This window comes from Mesorhizobium shonense (genome assembly GCF_040545255.1).
GTDB lineage: Bacteria > Pseudomonadota > Alphaproteobacteria > Rhizobiales > Rhizobiaceae > Mesorhizobium > Mesorhizobium shonense.
The window spans coordinates 462,623-482,055 of the sequence record NZ_JBEPLM010000004.1; the positions used below are offsets into that span (position 1 = coordinate 462,623).

The window sequence follows — 19,433 nt, forward strand, 5'->3', positions numbered from 1 at the left end:
CCCTTTCAATTCCCCGCCGTATAGGCGGCGATCGCCGCCATGTTGACGATGTCGGAATCCTTGGCGTTGAGCGAGACGATCTGCACCGGCTTGTTCAGGCCGACCAGCAGCGGGCCGATCACGGTCGAGCCGCCGAGCTCCTGCAGCATCTTGGTCGAGATCGAGGCCGAGTGGAATGCCGGCATCACCAGCACATTGGCCGGGCCGGTCAGCCTGATGAACGGATACTGCGCCATGGCGCGGGGGTTCAGCGCCACGTCGGCCGCCATCTCGCCGTCATATTCGAAATCGACGCGGCGCTTGTCGAGGATGCGCACCGCCTCCTGTATCCGCTCCGAGCGCTCGCCTTGCGGATGGCCGAAGGTGGAGTAGGCGAGCATGGCGAGCCTCGGCTCGTAGCCCATGCGGCGGGCAAAGCCGGCGGCCTCTTCGGCGATGTCGGCGATCTGCTCGGCGTTCGGCATGTCGTGCACGGCGGTGTCGGCGATCATCACGGTGCGACCGCGCGCGAGCACGATCGAGGCGCCGATGACGCGATGGCCGGGCTTGGCGTCGATGACGCGGCGCACGTCGTCGAGCGCGGTGGAATAATTGCGCGTCACGCCGGTGACGATGCCGTCGGCGTCGCCCAGCGCCACCATGCAGGCGGCGAAATGGTTGCGGTCGTTGTTGATCAGGCGCTGGCAGTCGCGGAACAGATAGCCTTTGCGCTGCATGCGCTCGTAGAGATAGTCGGTGTAGATCGAGTTGCGGCGCGACAGCCTGGCATTGATGATCTCGAGCCCCTGCTTGTTGAGGTCGACGCCGGCATTCCTGGCGTTGTCCTTGATGACGTCGTCGCGCCCGAGCAGGATCGCGGTGCCGAGCTTCTGGTTCACATAGGAGACGGCGGCGCGCATCACCTGCTCTTCCTCGCCCTCGGCGAAGACGATGCGCTTGGGCTGGCGGCGGACGCGGTCATAGATGCGCTGCAGCGTGGACGCGATCGGATCGCGGCGCGCCGATAGCTCCTGCGCGTAGCGGTCGAGGTCGAGGATCGGCTTGCGGGCGACGCCTGAATCCATCGCCGCCTTTGCCACTGCGAGCGGGATGGCCGAGATCAGGCGCGGATCGAACGGCACGGGAATGATGTAGTTGGGGCCGAATTTCGGCCGGTTGCCCTGATAGGCGGCAGCGACGTCGTCGGGCACGTCCTGACGCGCCAGCTCGGCCAGGGCGCGCGCCGCGGCGATCTTCATCTCGTCGTTGATGGTGGTGGCCCGGACATCCAGCGCGCCGCGGAAGATATAGGGGAAGCCGAGCACGTTGTTGACCTGGTTCGGGTAATCCGAGCGGCCGGTTGCCATGATGGCGTCGGTGCGGATCTCGCCCACTTCCTCGGGCGTGATTTCCGGGTCGGGATTGGCCATGGCGAAGATGATCGGGTTCTTGGCCATCGACTGCACCATGGCGGGGGTCAGCGTGCCCTTGGCGGAAAGGCCGAGGAAGACGTCGGCGCCGTCCAGCGCCTCGGCGAGGCTGCGCGCCTCGGTCTTGACCGCATGCGCCGACTTCCACTGGTTCATGCCTTCGGTGCGGCCCTGGAAGACCACGCCCTTGGTGTCGCACAGGATGATGTTTTCCGGCGAAAAACCCATCGCCTTCATCAGTTCGATACAGGCGATGCCGGCCGCGCCCGCGCCGTTGCAGACCATCTTCGTGGTCTTCATGTCGCGGCCGGTGATCTCCAGCGCGTTGATCAGCCCGGCGGAAGAGATGATGGCGGTGCCGTGCTGGTCGTCGTGGAAAACGGGAATGTCCATCAGCTCGCGCAGGCGCTGCTCGATGATGAAGCATTCCGGCGCCTTGATGTCCTCGAGGTTGATGCCGCCGAAGGAAGGCCCGAGGAAGCGCACGCAGTTGATGAACTCGTCGGCATTCTCGGTCGCCACTTCGAGATCGATGGAATCGACGTCGGCGAAGCGCTTGAACAGCACCGCCTTGCCTTCCATGACCGGCTTGGAGGCCAGCGCGCCGAGATTGCCGAGGCCGAGGATGGCGGTGCCGTTGGAGATGACCGCAACCATGTTGCCGCGCGCGGTGTAGTCGAAGGCACGGCTCGGATCCTCGGCGATGGCGCGCACGGGAACGGCGACACCCGGCGAATAGGCGAGGCTCAAATCGCGCTGGGTGGCCATCGGCTTGGTGGCGACGATCTCCAGCTTGCCCGGACGCCCCATGGCGTGGAATTCCAGCGCCTCCTGCGCGCTGACGGAGGGCCCGCTGCTTTCGGTTTTCCTGGCCATGATGCTTTCGATTTCCTCGCCTGAGGCACCGCTTGCGACGGGTGCTTTTTATGGAGTTTCCGGATTAAGGCTACACGCGGCTGCTGTAAACCGACAAGCCGGGCAAAGCTGCTTCAACGCGGATAGAGCCGGTCAGGGCGATCCCGCGCCATCCTGGCGCCAGGCAATGCGGCGGCACAAATGGCAGCGAACTGGCAGCATGGCTCGCGCTTTCCCCTGCTTTTCGAGCGCCCGGCATTAAACCCTCCTGTCACATCTGCTAGCGTTCCGGCATGAACATGCACATGCCGACCGATCCCGACGCCCAGGAAACGACGACGCCGGCGCCAGCCATGGGCGGCGTCACGCCGATGATGGAGCAGTATATCGAGATCAAGGCGGCTAACCCGGATTCGCTTCTGTTCTACCGCATGGGCGATTTCTACGAGCTGTTCTTCGACGACGCCGAAACGGCGAGCCAGGCGCTCGGCATCGTGCTCACCCGGCGCGGCAAGCACCAGGGCCACGACATTCCGATGTGCGGCGTGCCGGTGCACGCGGCGGACGACTATCTGCAGAAGCTGATCGCGCAAGGTTTTCGCGTTGCCGTGTGCGAGCAGATCGAGGATCCGGCGGAAGCCAAGAAACGCGGCTCGAAATCGGTGGTGCGGCGCGACGTGGTGCGGCTGGTCACGCCCGGCACCATCACCGAGGACAAGCTGCTCGCGCCCTCGGAATCGAGCTTCCTGATGGCGCTGGGCAGGGTGAAGGGCGGCAATGCGGCAAGCCAGGGCAGTTTCGCGCTGGCCTGGATCGACATCTCGACCGGCGCGTTCCGCGTCGCTGAAACCACGGCCGAACGGCTGCTTGCCGACATCTTCCGCGTCGATCCGCGCGAGCTGATCGTCGCCGAGCCGGTGTTCCACGACCCGGAATTGCGGCCGGTCTTCGATGTGCTTGGCCGGGTCGCCAGTCCGCAGCCGCCGTCGCTGTTCGATTCGGCGTCGGCCACCGGCCGCATCGCCCGCTTCTTCGAGGTGGCGACGCCCGATAGTTTCGGCGCCTTCTCGCGCGCCGAACTGTCGGCGATCTCGGGCGCCATTGCCTATGTCGAGAAGACGCAGAAGGCCGAGCGGCCGCCGCTGTCGCGGCCCGAGCGCGAGGAGAGCGGCTCGACGTTGTTCATCGATCCGGCGACGCGCGCCAATCTGGAACTGCTGCGCACGCTGTCCGGCAGCCGCGACGGCTCGCTGTTCAAGGCGATCGACCGCACGGTGACCGGCGGCGGCGCAAGGCTGCTTGCCGACCGGCTGATGGCGCCGCTGACCGATCCGGCGGCGATTTCGGCACGACTGGATTCGGTATCGTTCTTCCGCGCCGAGACGCGGCTTTGCCAAGGATTGCGGGCAAGTCTCAAGAGCGTCGCCGACATGCCGCGGGCGCTGTCGCGACTGGCGCTCAACCGCGGCGGCCCGCGCGACCTCGGCGCGCTGCGCGCCGGCTTCGAGGCGACGGGCGCGATCGCCGCGCTGTTCGCGACGACGGCCCTGCCCGCCGAGCTCGCCGCGGCGTTTGCCGCGATCAAGGCCTTGCCCGAGGCGCTTGCCCGCCATCTCAGCGAAGCGCTCGACGATGAACTGCCGCTCATCAAGCGCGACGGCGGCTTCGTGCGCAGCGGCTATCATGCCGAGCTCGACGAGATGCGGGCGCTGCGCGACGAGTCGCGAAAAGTGATTGCCGGGCTGGAGCGCTCGCTGATCGAGGAGACCGGCATCCGCTCGCTGAAGATCCGGCACAACAATGTGCTCGGCTATTATATCGAGGTCACCGCCAACCACCACTCGATCATGACCGGCAGCGATGCCGCCAAGGCGCGCTTCATCCATCGCCAGACCATGGCCAACGCGATGCGCTTCACCACGACGGAGCTGGCGGAGCTGGAATCGAAGATCGCCAATGCCGCCGACCGGGCGCTCAGCATCGAGCTTGCCGCGTTCGATCGGCTGACGGCGGAGGTGGTCGGCGCGGCCGACAGCATCCGCGCCGGCGCCGAAGCGCTCGCCGTGTTGGACGTGTCGTCAGCATTGGCGCTGCTTTCCGAAAGCGAGAACTGGTGCCGGCCAACGGTCGATTCCAGCCTCGCCTTCGAGATTTCCGGCGGGCGGCATCCGGTCGTCGAGCAGGCGCTCAGGCGTTCCGGCGAAGGCCCGTTCGTCGCCAACGACTGCGATCTTTCGCCCGAAGGCGGAGCGAAGGCCGGCGCCATCTGGCTGCTCACCGGCCCCAACATGGGTGGCAAGTCGACGTTCCTGAGGCAGAACGCGCTGATCGCGATCCTCGCCCAGACCGGCTCGTTTGTGCCGGCGCAAAGCGCCCATATCGGCGTCGTCGACCGGCTGTTCTCGCGCGTCGGCGCCTCGGACGATCTGGCGCGCGGCCGCTCGACCTTCATGGTCGAGATGGTCGAGACGGCGGCGATCCTCAACCAGGCCGGCGAGCGGGCGCTGGTCATTCTCGATGAGATCGGCCGCGGCACCGCGACCTTCGACGGCCTGTCGATCGCCTGGGCCGCGGTCGAATACCTGCATGAGAATAACCGCTGCCGGGCGATCTTCGCCACCCATTTCCACGAAATGACGGCGCTGGCCGGCAAGCTTACCCGGCTCTCCAACGTCACCATGCGGGTCAAGGAATGGGAAGGCGACGTCGTCTTCCTGCACGAGGTCGGCAAGGGCGCGGCCGACCGCTCCTACGGCGTGCAGGTGGCGCGGCTCGCCGGCCTGCCGGAAGCGGTGGTCGCCCGCGCTAGGCAAGTGCTGCACCAGCTCGAGGAAGGCGAGGTCTCGGGCAAGGCCAATCGGCTGGTCGACGACTTGCCGCTGTTTTCGGTGGCGGTGAAGCGCGAGGCGCCGAAGCCGGCAAGGAACGATGCGCTGGGCGAAGCGCTCGGCGGCATCAATCCCGACGAGATGACACCGCGCGAGGCGCTGGAGGCACTCTATCGGCTGAAGGGATTGGCGACGAGGCAATAGCCTCAATCTTTGACCGCCAGTCTCGCTGTTGACTCATTGTACCGTTCGGTACAATATCGCTTGTCGATAACCGAAACCGACAGGAGATCTCATGAGCCGTCCGCCATTGCCGCCCTTCACGGCTGAAACGGCAGCGCAAAAAGCGCGCCTTGCCGAGGATGCCTGGAACAGCCGCGATCCGGAACGGGTTTCGCTCGCCTATACCGAGGACAGCATCTGGCGGAACCGGGCCGAATTCATCTCGGGTCGCGGCGAGATCGTCGATTTCCTCAAGCGCAAATGGGCGAGAGAGCTGGACTATCGCCTGATCAAGGAGGTGTGGACCTGGAACGAAAACCGCATCGCGGTGCGCTTCGCCTATGAGTGGCGCGACGACAGCGGCCACTGGTTCCGTTCCTACGGCAACGAGAATTGGGAATTCGACGACGCCGGGCTGATGCGCCGCCGCGTCGCCAGCATCAACGACCTGCCGATCACCGAGAGCGAACGGAAATATCATTGGCCGCTCGGCCGCCGGCCGGACGACCATCCCGGCCTTTCGGACCTCGGGCTTTAGAGCATGATCCCGAAAAGTGTGAAGCGGTTTTCGGAAAAGGTCATGCTCAAACAAGAAGATTAAGCCCGCATGCGGCGCATCGCTCCGGATCGCGACCAGCTGCTGGTGCTCGTCGCCGAGGTTTTTCGCGAGCATGGCTATGAGGGCGCCAGCCTGGCCTTGATCAGCGAGGCGGCGGGGCTCGGCAAGGGAAGCCTCTACCACTTCTTCCCCGGCGGCAAGGAAGAGATGGCGAGAGCCGTCATTGCCCATATCGATGGCTGGTTCGAGGACAATGTCTTTGTGCCTCTGCGCGACAGCACCGATCCGCAGGCCGGGATCGAGCACATGTTCGAGGCGACGGACAGCTACTTCCGCTCGGGGCGCCGGGTTTGCCTCATCGGCGCCTTCGCGTTGGATGAATCGCGCGACCTCTTCGCCGGCCAAATAAGGGACTATTTCGGCCGCTGGGTCGCGCGTCTCGCCGAAGCGCTCGCGCGATCCGGGCACCGACCGGGCGAGGCCAGCGAGCTCGCCGAGGAAACCGTCGCCGCCATCCAGGGTGCACTCACGCTTGCCCGGGCCGCCAATGACCTCGATGTATTTTCAAGGGCATTGCGGCGACTGCGGATGCGGCTTGGGCTACCGGCCAAGGTATAGCCCCGGTTCCTATAAGGGTTCGAAGCGGAAACCTGTTTCGGTTCGGGAAATCCGCCCTACGCCCGGTGAATCGAGATGTGCTCCCGCAACGAAATAGGCGTTGTCGGCGGCAAGGGCCAATATTCGCAACCGGGTTGCCCGCGCCTGCTCCTGGTCGGCGTCGAATTCCCATGCGACCTCCGGCCGATCGAACTGAAGCGACGGCACATGCACGAGGTCGCCCCAGACCAACAATGTTTCGCCGCGGCTCATGACACGAAAGCAGGTATGGCCGATTTCATGGCCCGGGGTGGCTATGGCCTCGATACTCGCGCTCAGGCGCTGTCCCGGGTCCAAAGGCTGCGCTCGATCATGGAAGCGGCTCAATCTCGCTTCCGACCGGAACATGTCGAGCTCGGCTCGAGGGACAAGCAAGCGGACGAGCTGCGGGAAACCGTCCCGACCATCCGGAAGGATGAGCCCTTGGATATGGTCGAGATGGGTGTGGGTGAAGGCAACGCTGCGTATCCGATCGATGGCGATCTTCGCCTCGCTCAGCGCCTGCGGAAGAAGGCCCATCGTCGGAAGCCAGGCGTTCGAGGACCCTGTGTCGATCAGCGTGATTTCATGACCGTCGTCGATGGCAAAGGCATTGACCGACAATCTGAGCGCGCCGTCGAAGAGCGGTACCTGCGGCGGGAGATCATCGCCGAAGGGCTTGTCCCCCGGCTGGCGCAGTCGCCGGACAGGCATGTCGACATAGCCGTCGCGCAGCGACGTGACGGTCAAGCCGCCGATTTTATAGGCCGTGTGATGAGGTCCGGCTGAAATTCGTTCCAATGCCTGCTCTCGGTTCAGTCGCAAAATCCGGATCGGGGTTTTCGGCTAGTTCCCCGACAGGATTTTGAAGGGTTGCCGTTTGTCTTGGTGCAAGATTTTCCGTTCATTTGCGTGAAATCAGCGCAAACGCCGGGGATTGGTTGAAGCTGCCCAATGTCGTCATTCTATGGCGGAGCAAGGAGCGAAGCGACGCGCGCAGACCATAGAATCCATTCCGTGACTTCAAAGCGTTGCTGCGGTGCAGAATTCTGCTCCGCAGCGCCTTTGATCAAGGCCACGGCATGGATTCTAGGGTCTACGCGGTAAACTTCGCTTCCCGCTCCGCCCTAGAATGACGACGGGGTGGGCGTTTCGGCCAATCTCCAAGGCATGCCACCTGCCAAGGCAAACAGAGCCGGCCGGCCAAAATCCCTGTGCTGGGGAACTAAATCATCTCCAGGCCGCGCTTTCGCGTCGGCGGCGGGAAGGTGCGGTCGAGCTCGGCGAAGTCCTCCGCCGTCAGCTTGATGTCGAGCGCGGCGGCGTTCTGGCGGACATGCTCCTGCCGGCTGGCCTTCGGGATGGCGATGACGCCTTTCTGCGCCATCACCCAGGCAAGGGCGATCTGCGCGGCCGTCGCGTTATGGCGGGCGGCCACGGCATCAAGCCTGGCGTTGCGCGCCAGCACGCCCTGCTCGACCGGCGAATAGGCCATCAGCGGGATGCCGCGCTCCAGGCTCCAGGGCGCTAGGTCGAATTCCGGGCCGCGCCGCGAGAGATTGTAGAGGACCTGGTTGGTCTGGACGTTGCGCCCGGAGGGCAGGCCGACCAGTTCCTGCATCTCGTCGGTGTCGAAATTGCTGACGCCCCAGTGGCGGATCTTACCGGCCGTCTTCAAGGCCTCGAAGGCCTCGACGGTTTCGGCCAAAGGCACGCTGCCCGGCCAATGCAGCAGGTAGAGATCGATTCGGTCGGTGCCGAGCCTCTTCAGGCTGTTTTCGCAGGCCCGCTTCACGCCGGCGCGCGAGGCGTTGGTCGGCAGCACCTTGGAGACCAGAAAGACCTCTTCGCGGCGCCCGGCGATGGCTTCCGCCACCACTTCCTCGGCACCGCCGCCGGCATACATCTCCGCCGTGTCGATCAGCGTGACGCCGAGGTCCAGGCCAAGCCTCAATGCCGCGACCTCGTCAGCGCGGCGCCGGCGATCCTCGCCCATCTTCCACGTGCCTTGACCGAGCACCGGGACGGCCTCGCCGGACGGCAGAGTGGTGGTTCTGATTTCAGAAGACATGGGCTTGGAAGACTTGGGCCTGGAAGACATGGGCTTGCTCCGCGTGAAGCCGGATCGCAGCACAGCCATCGCCAGAAATCCAGACCGAAGGACTCGCCTTCGACCGGATTCCCGACGCGGGAAATTATTTCACCGGATGCTTGGCAAGCCAGTCCTGCATCTGCTTGATCTCGGCTTCCTGCGCCTTGACGACGCCTTCCGCGAGCTTGCGGATTTCCGGGTCTTTGCCGTTGGCGATCACCACCTTGGCCATGTCGATGGCACCCTGATGGTGCGGGATCATGCCGCGGACGAAGTCGGCATCGGCGTTGCCGGTGTACTCGATCATCATGTCTGCGTGCATCTTGTCCATCGCCGCCTTGTAACCATCCGTCGACGGGCCCTGCGCGCCCATCGCCATGCCCGACATGTCGTGCTTCATCTCTTCGGCCTGCGCCGGAACGCTTTCGAGGAACACCGCGAGCAGCATTCCGGCCGCCATCAACAGCAGCACGATCTTTTTTGCCAAGGTCATTCACATGTCTCCTTATGATTGGATTTTCGTATCTGGGGACTTCGCTCAGAGTTTCAACGTTCTCAGCCGAAGCGCATTGCTGATGACTGAAACCGACGACAGGCTCATCGCCGCCGCCGCGATCATCGGCGACAGCAGCGTGCCGGTGAGCGGATAGAGCACGCCGGCAGCGACCGGCACGCCGAGCACGTTGTAGAGGAAGGCGAAGAACAGGTTCTGGCGGATGTTGCGGATCGTCGCCTGGGCCAATGTGCGGGCTCTGACGATGCCGTTGAGGTCGCCCTTGACCAGCGTGATGCCGGCGCTTTCGACCGCGACGTCGGCGCCGGTGCCCATGGCGATGCCGACATCGGCGCCAGCCAGCGCCGGTGCGTCGTTGACGCCGTCGCCGGCCATCGCGACGCCGGCGCCGTGAGCGCGCAGCTCCTCGACCAGCGCGCCCTTCTCGTTCGGCAGCAGGCCGGCACGAACCTCGTCGATGCCGAGCCTGCCGGCGATTGCTGTTGCCGTGCGCTCGTTGTCGCCGGTCGCCATGATGATCCTCAAGCCCTTGTCGTGCAGCGCCTTGATCGCTTCAGCCGTGGTTGCCTTGACGGGGTCGGCGACGGCAACGAAGCCGGCGAGCTTGCCGCCGACGGCGACAAACATCGCCGTCTTGCCTTCGGCCTGCAGCGTCTCCGCCTTGGTGGATACGTGTGCGGTGTCGATGCCAAGGTCGGCCATCATCGCCGCATTGCCGAGCGCGACTTTCCTGCCGGACACCGTGCCGGCAACGCCCTTGCCGGTGATCGCCTCGAAGTCTGCGGCATCGGCAAGCTTGACGCCGCGTTCTGCGGCACCCTCGACGATCGCCTCGGCGAGCGGATGCTCCGAGCCTTTTTCGAGGGTGGCGGCAAGCGACAGCAGATCACCCTCATCGATGCCCTCGGCCGCGACGACGTCGGTCAGCTTGGGCCTGCCCTCGGTCAAGGTGCCGGTCTTGTCCACGATCAGCGTATCGACGGAAGCGAAGCGCTCCAAAGCCGCGGCTTCCTTGATCAGCACGCCGGCATGCGCGCCGCGCCCGGTCGCGGTCATGATCGACATCGGCGTGGCGAGGCCCAGCGCGCAGGGGCAGGCGATGATCAGCACCGACACCGCCGAGACGATGGCGAAGATCAGGCTGGGCGCGGGCCCATAGATCGCCCAGGCGATGAAGGCAACGACGGCCACCAGCACGACCGCCGGGACGAAATAGAAGGACACGCGGTCGGCCAATCCTTGAATGGGGGCGCGCGAGCGCTGCGCCTTGGCGACCATTTCGACGATGCGCGAGAGCGTGGTCTCGGCGCCGACCTTCTCGGCGCGCATGATCAGCGAGCCGTTCTTGTTCAGCGTGCCGCCGGTAAGAGGATCGCCTTCCGCCTTTTCCACCGGAAGCGGCTCACCGGTGATCATCGATTCGTCGATCGACGAGCGCCCTTCGAGCACGATGCCGTCGACCGGGACGGCGTCGCCGGGGCGGATGCGGAGCTTGTCTCCGGTCTTGATTGTGTCGAGCGGAACGTCGTTCTCGGAACCGTCGGCGCCGATCAGGCGCGCCGTCTTCGGCGCAAGGTCGAGCAAGGCGCGGATGGCTGAGCCTGTGCGTTCGCGGGCTCTGAGTTCCAGCACCTGGCCGAGGAACACCAGCGCGACGATGACCGCGGCAGCCTCGAAATAGACCGGCACGGCGCCGTCATGGCCGCGAAACTGATGCGGGAAGACATCCGGGAACAGCGTCGCGACAAGGCTGAACAGATAGGCCGCGCCGACGCCGAGCGAGATCAGCGTCCACATGTTTGGGCTTCGGTTGAGCACCGATTCCCAGCCGCGATGGAAGAACGGAAACGCCGCCCACAGCACCACCGGGCTCGCCAGCGCCAGTTCCGCCCATGTTTTCGTCCGGCCGTCGATGAAGCTTTCGAAGCTCACGCCCAGCACCGGCGCCATGGCGATGACAAGGAGGGGCAGCGAGAGCACCGCGCTCACCCAGAATCGCCGGGTGAAGTCGACCAGTTCGGGGTTCGGGCCCTCGTCGCCGGTCGGCACGCCCATCGGCTCCAGCGCCATGCCGCAGATCGGGCAAGCGCCGGGCTTGTCGCGGATGATCTCGGGATGCATCGGACAGGTGTATTGCGTGCCCTTCGGCATCGGCTGCGGTGCGGGCCGGCCGGCAAGGTATTTTGCCGGCTCGGCTTCGAACTTGCCCTTGCAGCCGCTCGAGCAGAAATAGAAGCCATGACCCTCGTGGCGGATGAAATGCTTTGCGCTGGCGCGATCGACATTCATGCCGCAGACGGGGTCGGTGGCCGTCAGATACTTCTCCGGCTCGGCCTGGAACTTCGTGCGGCAGCGCTCGCTGCAGAAATGAAAGGTCCGGCCGCCATGCTCGGCGGTCGGCTTGCCGGTGGCCGGATCGACCGTCATGCCGCAGACCGGATCGCGGACCACCGCTTCGGCTGCGGGCGCCGCACTCTTTGCGGAACAGCAGGCTGCGCCATGCGCATGATGATGGTTATGGTCGGAATGGCTCATGATCAAATGCCTCGGAATTCTCGAATTGAGGCGGAGGTAGTCCTTCCAGCAACTGGAAGGTCAAGGGCCGCTTTCGATTTTTGGAAAATTGGCCGGGCGGCAGCAGATCGTCCTCCTCTCAGGCGCGTTCGTCCGCCCCATACACAGCGCCGCGAAAACACGCTATAGACGCCGCCGAATGGCAAAGATCTCCCTGAAACTCGACGAAATCATCGACGCCGACGCCTTGCGCCGCGACATGACGGCGCTGACGGCGGCAAGCGCGGGCGACGGCTCCGGCAAGGCCACGCGCACGGCCGTCCTCCAGCTGCTCAAGGGCAGGCTTGGCGAAGGACGAAAGATCGCGGAGGCGATGCTGAAGGAGGATGGCGGCGGCAATGCCTGCGCCGAGCGGCTGTCGCATCTGATGGATGAGCTGATCCGATTGCTCTACGATTTCGCGGCGACCCATGTCTACCGGGTCAAGAACCGCTCGGCGGCCGAGCGCATGGCGGTCGTCGCGGTCGGCGGCTATGGCCGCGGCACGCTGGCGCCGGGCTCCGACATCGACCTGTTGTTCCTGCTTCCCTACAAGCAGACGCCGTGGGGCGAGCAGATCGTCGAATACATGCTCTACATGCTGTGGGACATGGGGCTAAAGGTCGGCCACGCCACCCGCAACATCGAGGAATGCCTGAGGTTGTCGCGCACCGACATCACCATCCGCACCTCGATCCTGGAGGCCCGCTTCCTTTGGGGCGAACGCAAGCTCTATGACGAGTTGCTCACCCGCTTCGACCACGAAGTGGTCCGCACGACGGGGCCGGAATATGTGCAGGCCAAGCTCGCCGAGCGAGACGAGCGCCATGCCAAGGCAGGCGAGAGCCGCTATCTGGTCGAGCCCAACGTCAAGGACGGCAAGGGCGGCCTGCGCGACCTGCAGACGCTGTTCTGGATCGCCAAATACTTCTATCGCGTCCGCACCGGCGAGGAGCTGGTCGAGAAGGGCGTCTTCACCGAGGGCGAATACCGCGAGTTCCAGAAGGCCGAGGATTTTCTCTGGGCGGTGCGCTGCCACATGCATTTCCTCACCGGCAAGGCGGAAGAGCGGCTGCATTTCGACATCCAGCGCGAGATCGCGGAGCGGCTGGGCTACACCACGCATCCCGGCCTGTCGGCCGTCGAGCGCTTCATGAAGCACTACTTCCTGGTCGCCAAGGACGTCGGCGACCTCACCCGCATCTTCTGCGCCGCGCTCGAGGAGGAGCAGGCCAAGCATGTGCCCGGCTTCAACCGCATCTTCCTCACCTTCTCGCGGCGCAAGCGCAAGCTTGCCGGCACATCCGACTTCATCGTCGACAACCACCGCATCAACATCGCCGACGACATGGTGTTCGAGCGCGATCCGGTCAATCTGCTGAGGCTGTTCTGGTTCGCCGACAAGCATGGGCTGGAGTTCCACCCTGATGCGCTGAAGCTGCTCACCCGCTCGCTCGGCCTGGTCAACAAGTCGCTGAGGCGCGACGAAGAGGCCAACCGGCTGTTCCTCGACATCCTGACCTCGGACCGCAATGCCGAGCTGAACCTCAGGCGCATGAACGAGGCGGGACTGCTCGGCAAGCTGATCCCCGACTTCGGCAAGATCGTCGCCATGATGCAGTTCTCGATGTACCACCATTATACGGTCGACGAGCATCTCATCCGCTGCATCGGCGTGCTGGCCGAGATCGAGCGCGGCGACGGCGCGAAAGTGCATCCGCTGTCGCACTCGTTGATGCCGGGGCTGAAGAAAAGTCGCGAGGCGCTCTATGTCGCGGTGCTGCTGCACGACATCGCCAAGGGCCGGCCGGAGGACCATTCGGAAGCCGGCGCCAGGATCGCGCGGCGCATCTGCCCGCATATGGGACTGTCGGCGGCCGACACCGAGACCGTCGCCTGGCTGGTCGAGAACCATCTCGCGATGTCGATGACGGCGCAGACGCGCGACCTCAACGACCGCAAGACGATCGAGGACTTTGCCTCGATCGTGCAGTCGGTCGAGCGGCTGAAGCTGCTCTTGATCCTCACCGTCTGCGACATCAGGGGCGTCGGGCCGGGCGTGTGGAACGGCTGGAAGGGGCAGCTGCTGCGCACGCTCTATTTCGAGACCGAGCTGCTTTTGACCGGCGGCTTCTCCGAGGTTTCGCGCGCCGAGCGCACAGCGGCGGCGCGCGTGCAGCTGGCCGAGGCGCTCTCCGCCTGGCCGGCGAAAGAGCGCAAGCGCTACGTCGCGCAGCACTACGAAAACTATCTGCTCGCCGTCGACCTGCCCGACCAGCTGCGCCACGCCGAATTCATCCGCGAGGCGGATGCCGCCGGCAAGAAGCTCGCCACGATGGTCAAGACGCACGAATTCGAGGCGGTGACCGAAATCACCGTGCTGGCGCAGGACCATCCGCGCCTGCTGTCGGTGATTGCCGGCGCGTGCGCGGCGGCCGGCGGCAACATCGTCGACGCGCAGATCTTCACCACCTCGGACGGGCGCGCGCTGGACTCCATCCTGATCTCCAGGGAATTCGACCGCGACGAGGACGAACGGCGGCGTGCCGAGCGCGTCGGCCGGCTGATCGAGGATGTGCTGTCGGGCAAGAGCTGGCTGCCCGAGATGATCGAGAAGCGGACCAAGCCGAAGCGCGGCGCCAAGGCCTTCCGCATTCAGCCGCGCGCCGAGATCCGCAACACGCTGTCGAACCGCTTTTCCGTGATCGAGATCGAGGGGCTGGACCGGCCGGGCCTGCTTTCCGAGATCACCGGTGCGCTGTCCGACCTGTCGCTCGACATCGCCTCGGCGCACATCACCACTTTCGGCGAGAAGGTCATCGACACCTTCTATGTCACCGACCTCACCGGACAGAAGATCGATAGCCCGACGCGGACGGCCACCATCCACAAACGGCTGGTCGACACACTGGAAGGCAACGCCCCCGAACGCAACGGCAAGGCCAAGGCGGCGGCCGCCGAGTGACCATCACCATCCATTTGACGCAATTGCGCAGGCAGTCATCCACCGCATGAGCCTTGTCAAGAAATTCGCCACCGTCGCTTCCGGCACGCTGATGAGCCGCGCGCTGGGTTTCGGCCGCGAGATGCTGATGGCGGCGGCCCTCGGCACCGGCCCGGTCGCCGACGCCTTCAACGCCGCCTTCCAGTTTCCCAACACCTTCCGCCGCCTGTTCGCCGAAGGCGCCTTCAACGCCGCCTTCGTGCCGCTGTTCGCCAAGGAGATCGAGACGCACGGCACCGACGGCGCCAAGCGCTTTTCCGAGGAAGTGTTCGGCGTGCTGTTCTCGGCGCTCCTGGCGCTGACCATCGCCATGGAGCTGGCGATGCCTTTGATCGTCCGCTACCTGGTGGCGCCGGGCTTCGCCGACATTCCGGGCAAGTTCGAGACGACGGTCCGGCTGGCGACGATCATGTTCCCGTATCTGATCTGCATGTCGCTCGGCGCCATGATGGCGGGCATGCTGAACTCGCTGCGCCGCTATTTCGCGGCGGCGATCGCGCCCGCCTTCCTCAACATCATCCTGATCAGCGTGCTCGCCTATGCCTGGTATCATGGGTTGGACGCGCATGACGTCGGCTTCGGGCTTTCCTGGGGCGTGCTGGTTGCGGGCATCGTGCAGCTCGCCATCGTCTGGGTGGCGGTGCGCCATGCCGGTATCTCGATCGGCTTCCGCCGGCCGAAAATGACGCCGAACGTCAAGCGGCTCTTGATCCTGGCGCTGCCGGCCGCGATCACCGGCGGCATCACCCAGATCAACCAGCTGATCGGCACCGCGATCGCATCGGGGCAGAACAGCGCCGTGTCGTCGCTTGCCTATGCCGACCGCATCTACCAGCTGCCGCTCGGCGTCGTCGGCGTTGCGGTGGCGATCGTGCTGTTGCCGGAACTGTCGCGGGCGCTGAAATCGGGCAATTTGATCGAGGCGGCCAATCTGCAGAACCGCTCGGTCGAGTTCACGCTGTTCATGACCTTGCCGGCGGCGGCCGCGCTCTGGGTGATGTCGGAACCGATCGTGCGGCTGGTCTATGAGCGCGGCGCCTTCGCCGCCAACCACTCGACGCCGATCGTCGCCTCGATCCTGGCGATCTTCGGCCTCGGCCTGCCGGCCTTCGTGCTGATCAAGGCCTTCACCCCCGGCTATTTCGCGCGCGAGGACACGCGCACGCCGATGATCTTCGCCGCCATCTCTGTCGGCGTGAACGTCGCCACAGCGCTCACCTTATTCCCGTCGATGGGCGCGCCGGGCATCGCGGTCGCTTCGGCCGTCGCCGGCTGGGTCAACGCGCTGATGCTGCTCGGCATGCTGATAAGGCGCGGCCACTGGGGCCGCGACGTGCCGTTGCTGAAGCGCATTCCACGACTGGTGCTGTCGGCGGTGGTGATGGCAGTGGCGCTCTACTTCGCCCAGCACTATTTCGCCGCAAAACTCGGACCCGGCTCGCCGCTGGTGGTCAAGGCAACGACGGTGCTTGCGTTGGTCGGCGGGGGTGCTGCGCTCTACTTCATCGCCGCCTTCGGCACTGGCGGCGCCGATTTCGGCATGATCCGGAGAAATGTCAGGCGGGGCTCGGCAAAGGTGGCGCCGCCGTCGGAATGACGGGCGGCCGGCCCTCACCCGCGCTCCAGCGCCAGCCTTGCGCCGAACAGAATGAGCAGGCCGCCGGCTATGCGGTCGATGGTGCGGCGCAGCCGCCGGTAGCCGTTCGAGACGGCTTCGGCCGCGAACAGCCAGACCACGCAGGCATACCAGCCGACCGAGATCGCCACCATGAGCACGACAGACGCGACACCCAGCGCCAGCGAGGGCTGCGCCGGCAGGGCGACGGCGAAGATGCTGGCCACTGAAAGCGCCGAACGCGGATTGGCAAGGCTGGTCGCAAGACCGATCCAGAAGGCGCGCCCGGTCGAGAATCCCTTGCTATCGATAGCCAATTCGCCGTCGGCCGCGCTGCGCTTCTCGGCAAGGCCGATCAGCCTTATGCCCGAATAGATCAGGTAGCCGGCGCCGGCGAGCTTCAACGTTGCATAAGCCCAGGGCGCCGCAAGAAACAGGGCCTTGATGCCGGCAAGCCCGCAGACGCCCCAGATGACGGTGGCGATACCGATGCCGCAGACGGCGGCGAGGCCGGCACCGCGCGAGCGCGCCACCGCGATCCGCGCCGTCATCAGGAAGTTCGGCCCGGGCGAAACCGCCGCGACCAGCCAGACGGACGCGACGGCGAGCAGATGTGAAAGCATGATGAGTATCCCAGAAACGAGACTGCCATGCTAGGCCAGACAGATCCAGGCTGGCTAGGGGCCAATCGGCACTCGCGCGGCTGGCCTCTTGATCCTGAAATATCAGTCCTCGCCAGACAATTCATCGTAGATCGGACCCGGCAACGGCTCACGTGCCCTTTTGCCAAGTTCGATCCCGAATTCGGCCCGAAGCCGCGCCGCTGTCTCAAGCGGCGTCTCGCGGTCCGGTCGACGCTCCGGAGTATTCTCGACATTGATGTTGCCGGTGACGGGCATCCATTTCCCATGAGCTCGTATGCAGAATGTGTTGCATCATATCATACTTCTCGATGTCGGCGCCGCCCCTCATCCGCCTGCCGGCACCTTCTCCCCGTACAGTGACGGGGAGAAGGAAGACGGCCGCAATGCTGGCGCCATTCCTGCAACGCTGGCGATTGGCGAAACCGGTGATGATGGCGTCTTTCTCCCCGTCACTATACGGGGAGAAATGTCCGGCAGGACAATGAGGGGCAGCGCCGACGTTGCAGACTAAAGCGCGCTACCCAAACAGCATCGGGCCGCACCTGAAGCAGTTGCTCCGTCTCGATTGCAACCGCCTCTTGATCCCGCATGCACCTTCGTCCATAAGCGCGCCGTCGCAAGACTTTCGCCGCGCGCGGTTTCCAGCCGCATGATTGGCTCCAAAAAGTCTGCAACTTTTTGGAATCATGCTTATACGGCCCTCCACAAGCCCTGGGGAACTCATGTCCGCCTTCAAGCCACTCGTCTTTTCCGGCGTCCAGCCGACCGGCAATCTGCATCTCGGCAACTATCTCGGCGCCATCAAGAAATTCGTCGCCCTCCAGGAACAGTCCGACTGCATCTACTGCGTCGTCGACCTACATTCGCTGACGGCGCAGCTCGTCTATCAGGATCTCGGCGACCAGACGCGCTCGATCACCGCGGCGTTCCTCGCCTCCGGCATCGATCCCAAGAAGCATATCGTCTTCAACCAGTCGCGGGTTATCCAGCATGCGGAGCTTGCCTGGATCTTCAACTGCGTGGCGCGCATCGGCTGGATGTACCGCATGACGCAGTTCAAGGACAAAGCCGGCAAGGACCGCGAGAACGCCTCGCTCGGCCTGCTCGCCTATCCGAGCCTGATGGCGGCCGACATCCTGCTCTACCGCGCCACCCATGTGCCGGTGGGCGAGGACCAGAAGCAGCATCTGGAACTGACCCGCGACATCGCGCAAAAATTCAACAACGACTTCTCCGAGCGCATCGCGGCGCTCGGCGTCGGCGTCGAGATGAAGATAGGCGAGGAGACGGTGAACGGCTATTTCCCGATCACCGAGCCGGTGATCGGCGGCCCGGCGGCGCGCATCATGAGCTTGCGCGACGGCTCGAAGAAGATGTCGAAGTCGGACCCGTCGGATCTGTCGCGCATCAACCTGACGGACGATGCCGACACCATCTCGAAGAAGATCCGCAAGGCCAAGACCGACCCGGAAGCCTTGCCGAGCGAGCTCGACGGGCTGGAAAGCCGGCCGGAAGCGGAAAACCTGGTCGGCATCTATGCAGGGCTGGCCGAAATCTCGAAGGCCGATGTGCTGAAGGAATATGGCGGCCAGCAGTTTTCCGTGTTCAAGCCGGCGCTCGCCGACCTTGCGGTGGAAAAGCTCGCGCCCATCGCTTCCGAGATGCGCCGCATCGAGGGCGACCGGGCCTATGTCGATGCCGTGCTCAAGGATGGCGGCGACCGCGCCCGCGCGATCGCCGAGGGCACGATGAAGACGGTGCGCGACATCATCGGCCTGCTGCAGGACTGATCGCTCCTGCCTCGCTGACTTTCATCACCGCGCCGGCCGGCTTGCGCCGGTCCGGGGCATCACCGTGCCGGCCGGCGGCTTGCCGCCGGTCCGTGGCGGTGGCAGATTGCGGCCGAATTGATACAGAGCAGATAGACATGGTCTCCAAACGCCTCAGCCGCGAAGCCGGCCATCGCCGCAAGTTCCTGGCGATCATCGACGACACGCCCGAATGCGAGCGCGCCGTCGCCTACGCCTCGAAGCGGGCGCAGAGCACCAGCGGCGTGCTGGTGCTGCTCTATGTGATCGAGCCGGACGATTTCCAGCATTGGCTGGGGGTCGAGAAGATCATGCGCGAGGAAGCGAATGCAACCGCGCGCGCGGCGCTCGATAGCTACGCCAACAAGGTGCGCCAGAAAGTCGGCATCGAGCCCGAGCTGGTGGTGCGCGAAGGCAAGCCGACCGAAGAGATCCACAAGCTGATCGAGGAAGACCAGGACATCGCCATCCTGGTGCTGGCGGCCGGCGCCGGCAAGGAAGGTCCGGGACCTCTGGTGAGCGCCGTGGCCGGCCGGGGCGCGGCCTTCCCCATCCCGGTCACCGTGGTGCCGCAGAACCTTTCCGACGAGGAAATCGAGAGCCTGGCCTGACCGGCGGCGGTTCCGAGGCAAGCACTCACTTCCATAACACATATTGGTGCGGCCGCATCCATATCGCGGCCCCTTGGCCTGGC

At 64.9% G+C, this 19,433-nt stretch carries 15 protein-coding genes; 8 read left to right on the forward strand and 7 right to left on the reverse strand.

Annotated features, from left to right (window positions below):
- Positions 1-5 precede the first annotated feature (5 nt).
- Entirely contained in the window at positions 6-2,285 is a 2,280-nt protein-coding gene (locus tag ABID26_RS14490) for an NADP-dependent malic enzyme (protein WP_126096475.1), read from the reverse strand.
- Positions 2,286-2,569: 284 nt separating this feature from the next.
- On the opposite strand from ABID26_RS14490, the gene mutS reads away from it, so the two are divergent.
- From mutS to ABID26_RS14505, 3 genes are all read left to right on the forward strand, one after another.
- Complete coding sequence (mutS, locus tag ABID26_RS14495; protein WP_245460297.1) at positions 2,570-5,296, forward strand: DNA mismatch repair protein MutS; 2,727 nt, start codon at positions 2,570-2,572, stop codon at positions 5,294-5,296.
- 91 nt (positions 5,297-5,387) lie between these two features.
- On the forward strand, positions 5,388-5,852 hold the full coding sequence (locus tag ABID26_RS14500; protein WP_292304478.1) for a nuclear transport factor 2 family protein: 465 nt from the start codon (positions 5,388-5,390) through the stop codon (positions 5,850-5,852).
- 69 nt (positions 5,853-5,921) lie between these two features.
- Entirely contained in the window at positions 5,922-6,491 is a 570-nt protein-coding gene (locus ABID26_RS14505; protein ID WP_292343120.1) for a TetR/AcrR family transcriptional regulator, read from the forward strand.
- 9 nt (positions 6,492-6,500) lie between these two features.
- On the opposite strand, the gene ABID26_RS14510 is transcribed toward ABID26_RS14505, so the two are convergent.
- The 4 genes from ABID26_RS14510 to ABID26_RS14525 form a co-directional block, all read right to left on the reverse strand.
- Positions 6,501-7,259, reverse strand: a complete 759-nt coding sequence (locus tag ABID26_RS14510; protein WP_292343118.1) for an MBL fold metallo-hydrolase — start codon at positions 7,257-7,259, stop codon at positions 6,501-6,503.
- Positions 7,260-7,734: 475 nt separating this feature from the next.
- Positions 7,735-8,580, reverse strand: a complete 846-nt coding sequence (locus ABID26_RS14515; protein ID WP_292304483.1) for an aldo/keto reductase — start codon at positions 8,578-8,580, stop codon at positions 7,735-7,737.
- 124 nt (positions 8,581-8,704) lie between these two features.
- Positions 8,705-9,094 carry a CopM family metallochaperone gene (gene copM / locus ABID26_RS14520; RefSeq protein ID WP_126096480.1) on the reverse strand — a complete coding sequence of 130 codons (390 nt, stop codon included), beginning with the start codon at positions 9,092-9,094 and terminating at the stop codon, positions 8,705-8,707.
- Positions 9,095-9,139: 45 nt separating this feature from the next.
- On the reverse strand, positions 9,140-11,650 hold the full coding sequence (locus ABID26_RS14525) for a heavy metal translocating P-type ATPase (protein WP_292304471.1): 2,511 nt from the start codon (positions 11,648-11,650) through the stop codon (positions 9,140-9,142).
- A gap of 178 nt (positions 11,651-11,828) precedes the next feature.
- Here ABID26_RS14525 and ABID26_RS14530 point away from each other — a divergent pair, with 178 nt between their 5' ends.
- Together ABID26_RS14530 and murJ are read left to right on the forward strand one after the other, a co-directional pair.
- Positions 11,829-14,633 (forward strand): [protein-PII] uridylyltransferase, encoded by a 2,805-nt coding sequence (locus tag ABID26_RS14530; RefSeq protein WP_292304469.1) that lies wholly within the window; start codon positions 11,829-11,831, stop codon positions 14,631-14,633.
- Positions 14,634-14,679: 46 nt separating this feature from the next.
- Positions 14,680-16,269 carry a murein biosynthesis integral membrane protein MurJ gene (gene murJ, locus ABID26_RS14535; RefSeq protein ID WP_292304468.1) on the forward strand — a complete coding sequence of 530 codons (1,590 nt, stop codon included), beginning with the start codon at positions 14,680-14,682 and terminating at the stop codon, positions 16,267-16,269.
- A 14-nt stretch (positions 16,270-16,283) separates the two neighbouring features.
- On the opposite strand, the gene ABID26_RS14540 is transcribed toward murJ, so the two are convergent.
- Together ABID26_RS14540 and ABID26_RS14545 are read right to left on the reverse strand one after the other, a co-directional pair.
- On the reverse strand, positions 16,284-16,910 hold the full coding sequence (locus ABID26_RS14540; RefSeq protein ID WP_292304466.1) for a LysE family translocator: 627 nt from the start codon (positions 16,908-16,910) through the stop codon (positions 16,284-16,286).
- Positions 16,911-17,012: 102 nt separating this feature from the next.
- On the reverse strand, positions 17,013-17,186 hold the full coding sequence (locus tag ABID26_RS14545; protein WP_292304464.1) for a hypothetical protein: 174 nt from the start codon (positions 17,184-17,186) through the stop codon (positions 17,013-17,015).
- 19 nt (positions 17,187-17,205) lie between these two features.
- Between ABID26_RS14545 and ABID26_RS14550 the strand changes: the two genes are divergently transcribed.
- From ABID26_RS14550 to ABID26_RS14560, 3 genes are all read left to right on the forward strand, one after another.
- Positions 17,206-17,442, forward strand: a complete 237-nt coding sequence (locus ABID26_RS14550) for a hypothetical protein (protein WP_292341675.1) — start codon at positions 17,206-17,208, stop codon at positions 17,440-17,442.
- A 211-nt stretch (positions 17,443-17,653) separates the two neighbouring features.
- Positions 17,654-18,721 carry a tryptophan--tRNA ligase gene (gene trpS, locus ABID26_RS14555; RefSeq protein ID WP_126096485.1) on the forward strand — a complete coding sequence of 356 codons (1,068 nt, stop codon included), beginning with the start codon at positions 17,654-17,656 and terminating at the stop codon, positions 18,719-18,721.
- A gap of 137 nt (positions 18,722-18,858) precedes the next feature.
- Complete coding sequence (locus tag ABID26_RS14560) at positions 18,859-19,350, forward strand: universal stress protein (RefSeq protein WP_126096486.1); 492 nt, start codon at positions 18,859-18,861, stop codon at positions 19,348-19,350.
- Positions 19,351-19,433 lie beyond the last annotated feature (83 nt).

Bases quoted from the DNA above. Each gene is read 5' to 3' on its own strand.
- ABID26_RS14490 (WP_126096475.1), bottom strand. From the start codon at position 2,285: ATGGCCAGGAAAACCGAAAGCAGCGGGCCCTCCGTCAGCGCGCAGGAG.
- mutS (WP_245460297.1), top strand. From the start codon at position 2,570: ATGCCGACCGATCCCGACGCCCAGGAAACGACGACGCCGGCGCCAGCC.
- ABID26_RS14500 (WP_292304478.1), top strand. From the start codon at position 5,388: ATGAGCCGTCCGCCATTGCCGCCCTTCACGGCTGAAACGGCAGCGCAA.
- ABID26_RS14505 (WP_292343120.1), top strand. From the start codon at position 5,922: ATGCGGCGCATCGCTCCGGATCGCGACCAGCTGCTGGTGCTCGTCGCC.
- ABID26_RS14515 (WP_292304483.1), bottom strand. From the start codon at position 8,580: ATGTCTTCTGAAATCAGAACCACCACTCTGCCGTCCGGCGAGGCCGTC.
- copM (WP_126096480.1), bottom strand. From the start codon at position 9,094: ATGACCTTGGCAAAAAAGATCGTGCTGCTGTTGATGGCGGCCGGAATG.
- ABID26_RS14525 (WP_292304471.1), bottom strand. From the start codon at position 11,650: ATGAGCCATTCCGACCATAACCATCATCATGCGCATGGCGCAGCCTGC.
- ABID26_RS14530 (WP_292304469.1), top strand. From the start codon at position 11,829: ATGGCAAAGATCTCCCTGAAACTCGACGAAATCATCGACGCCGACGCC.
- murJ (WP_292304468.1), top strand. From the start codon at position 14,680: ATGAGCCTTGTCAAGAAATTCGCCACCGTCGCTTCCGGCACGCTGATG.
- ABID26_RS14540 (WP_292304466.1), bottom strand. From the start codon at position 16,910: ATGCTTTCACATCTGCTCGCCGTCGCGTCCGTCTGGCTGGTCGCGGCG.
- ABID26_RS14545 (WP_292304464.1), bottom strand. From the start codon at position 17,186: ATGCCCGTCACCGGCAACATCAATGTCGAGAATACTCCGGAGCGTCGA.
- ABID26_RS14550 (WP_292341675.1), top strand. From the start codon at position 17,206: ATGCAGAATGTGTTGCATCATATCATACTTCTCGATGTCGGCGCCGCC.
- trpS (WP_126096485.1), top strand. From the start codon at position 17,654: ATGTCCGCCTTCAAGCCACTCGTCTTTTCCGGCGTCCAGCCGACCGGC.
- ABID26_RS14560 (WP_126096486.1), top strand. From the start codon at position 18,859: ATGGTCTCCAAACGCCTCAGCCGCGAAGCCGGCCATCGCCGCAAGTTC.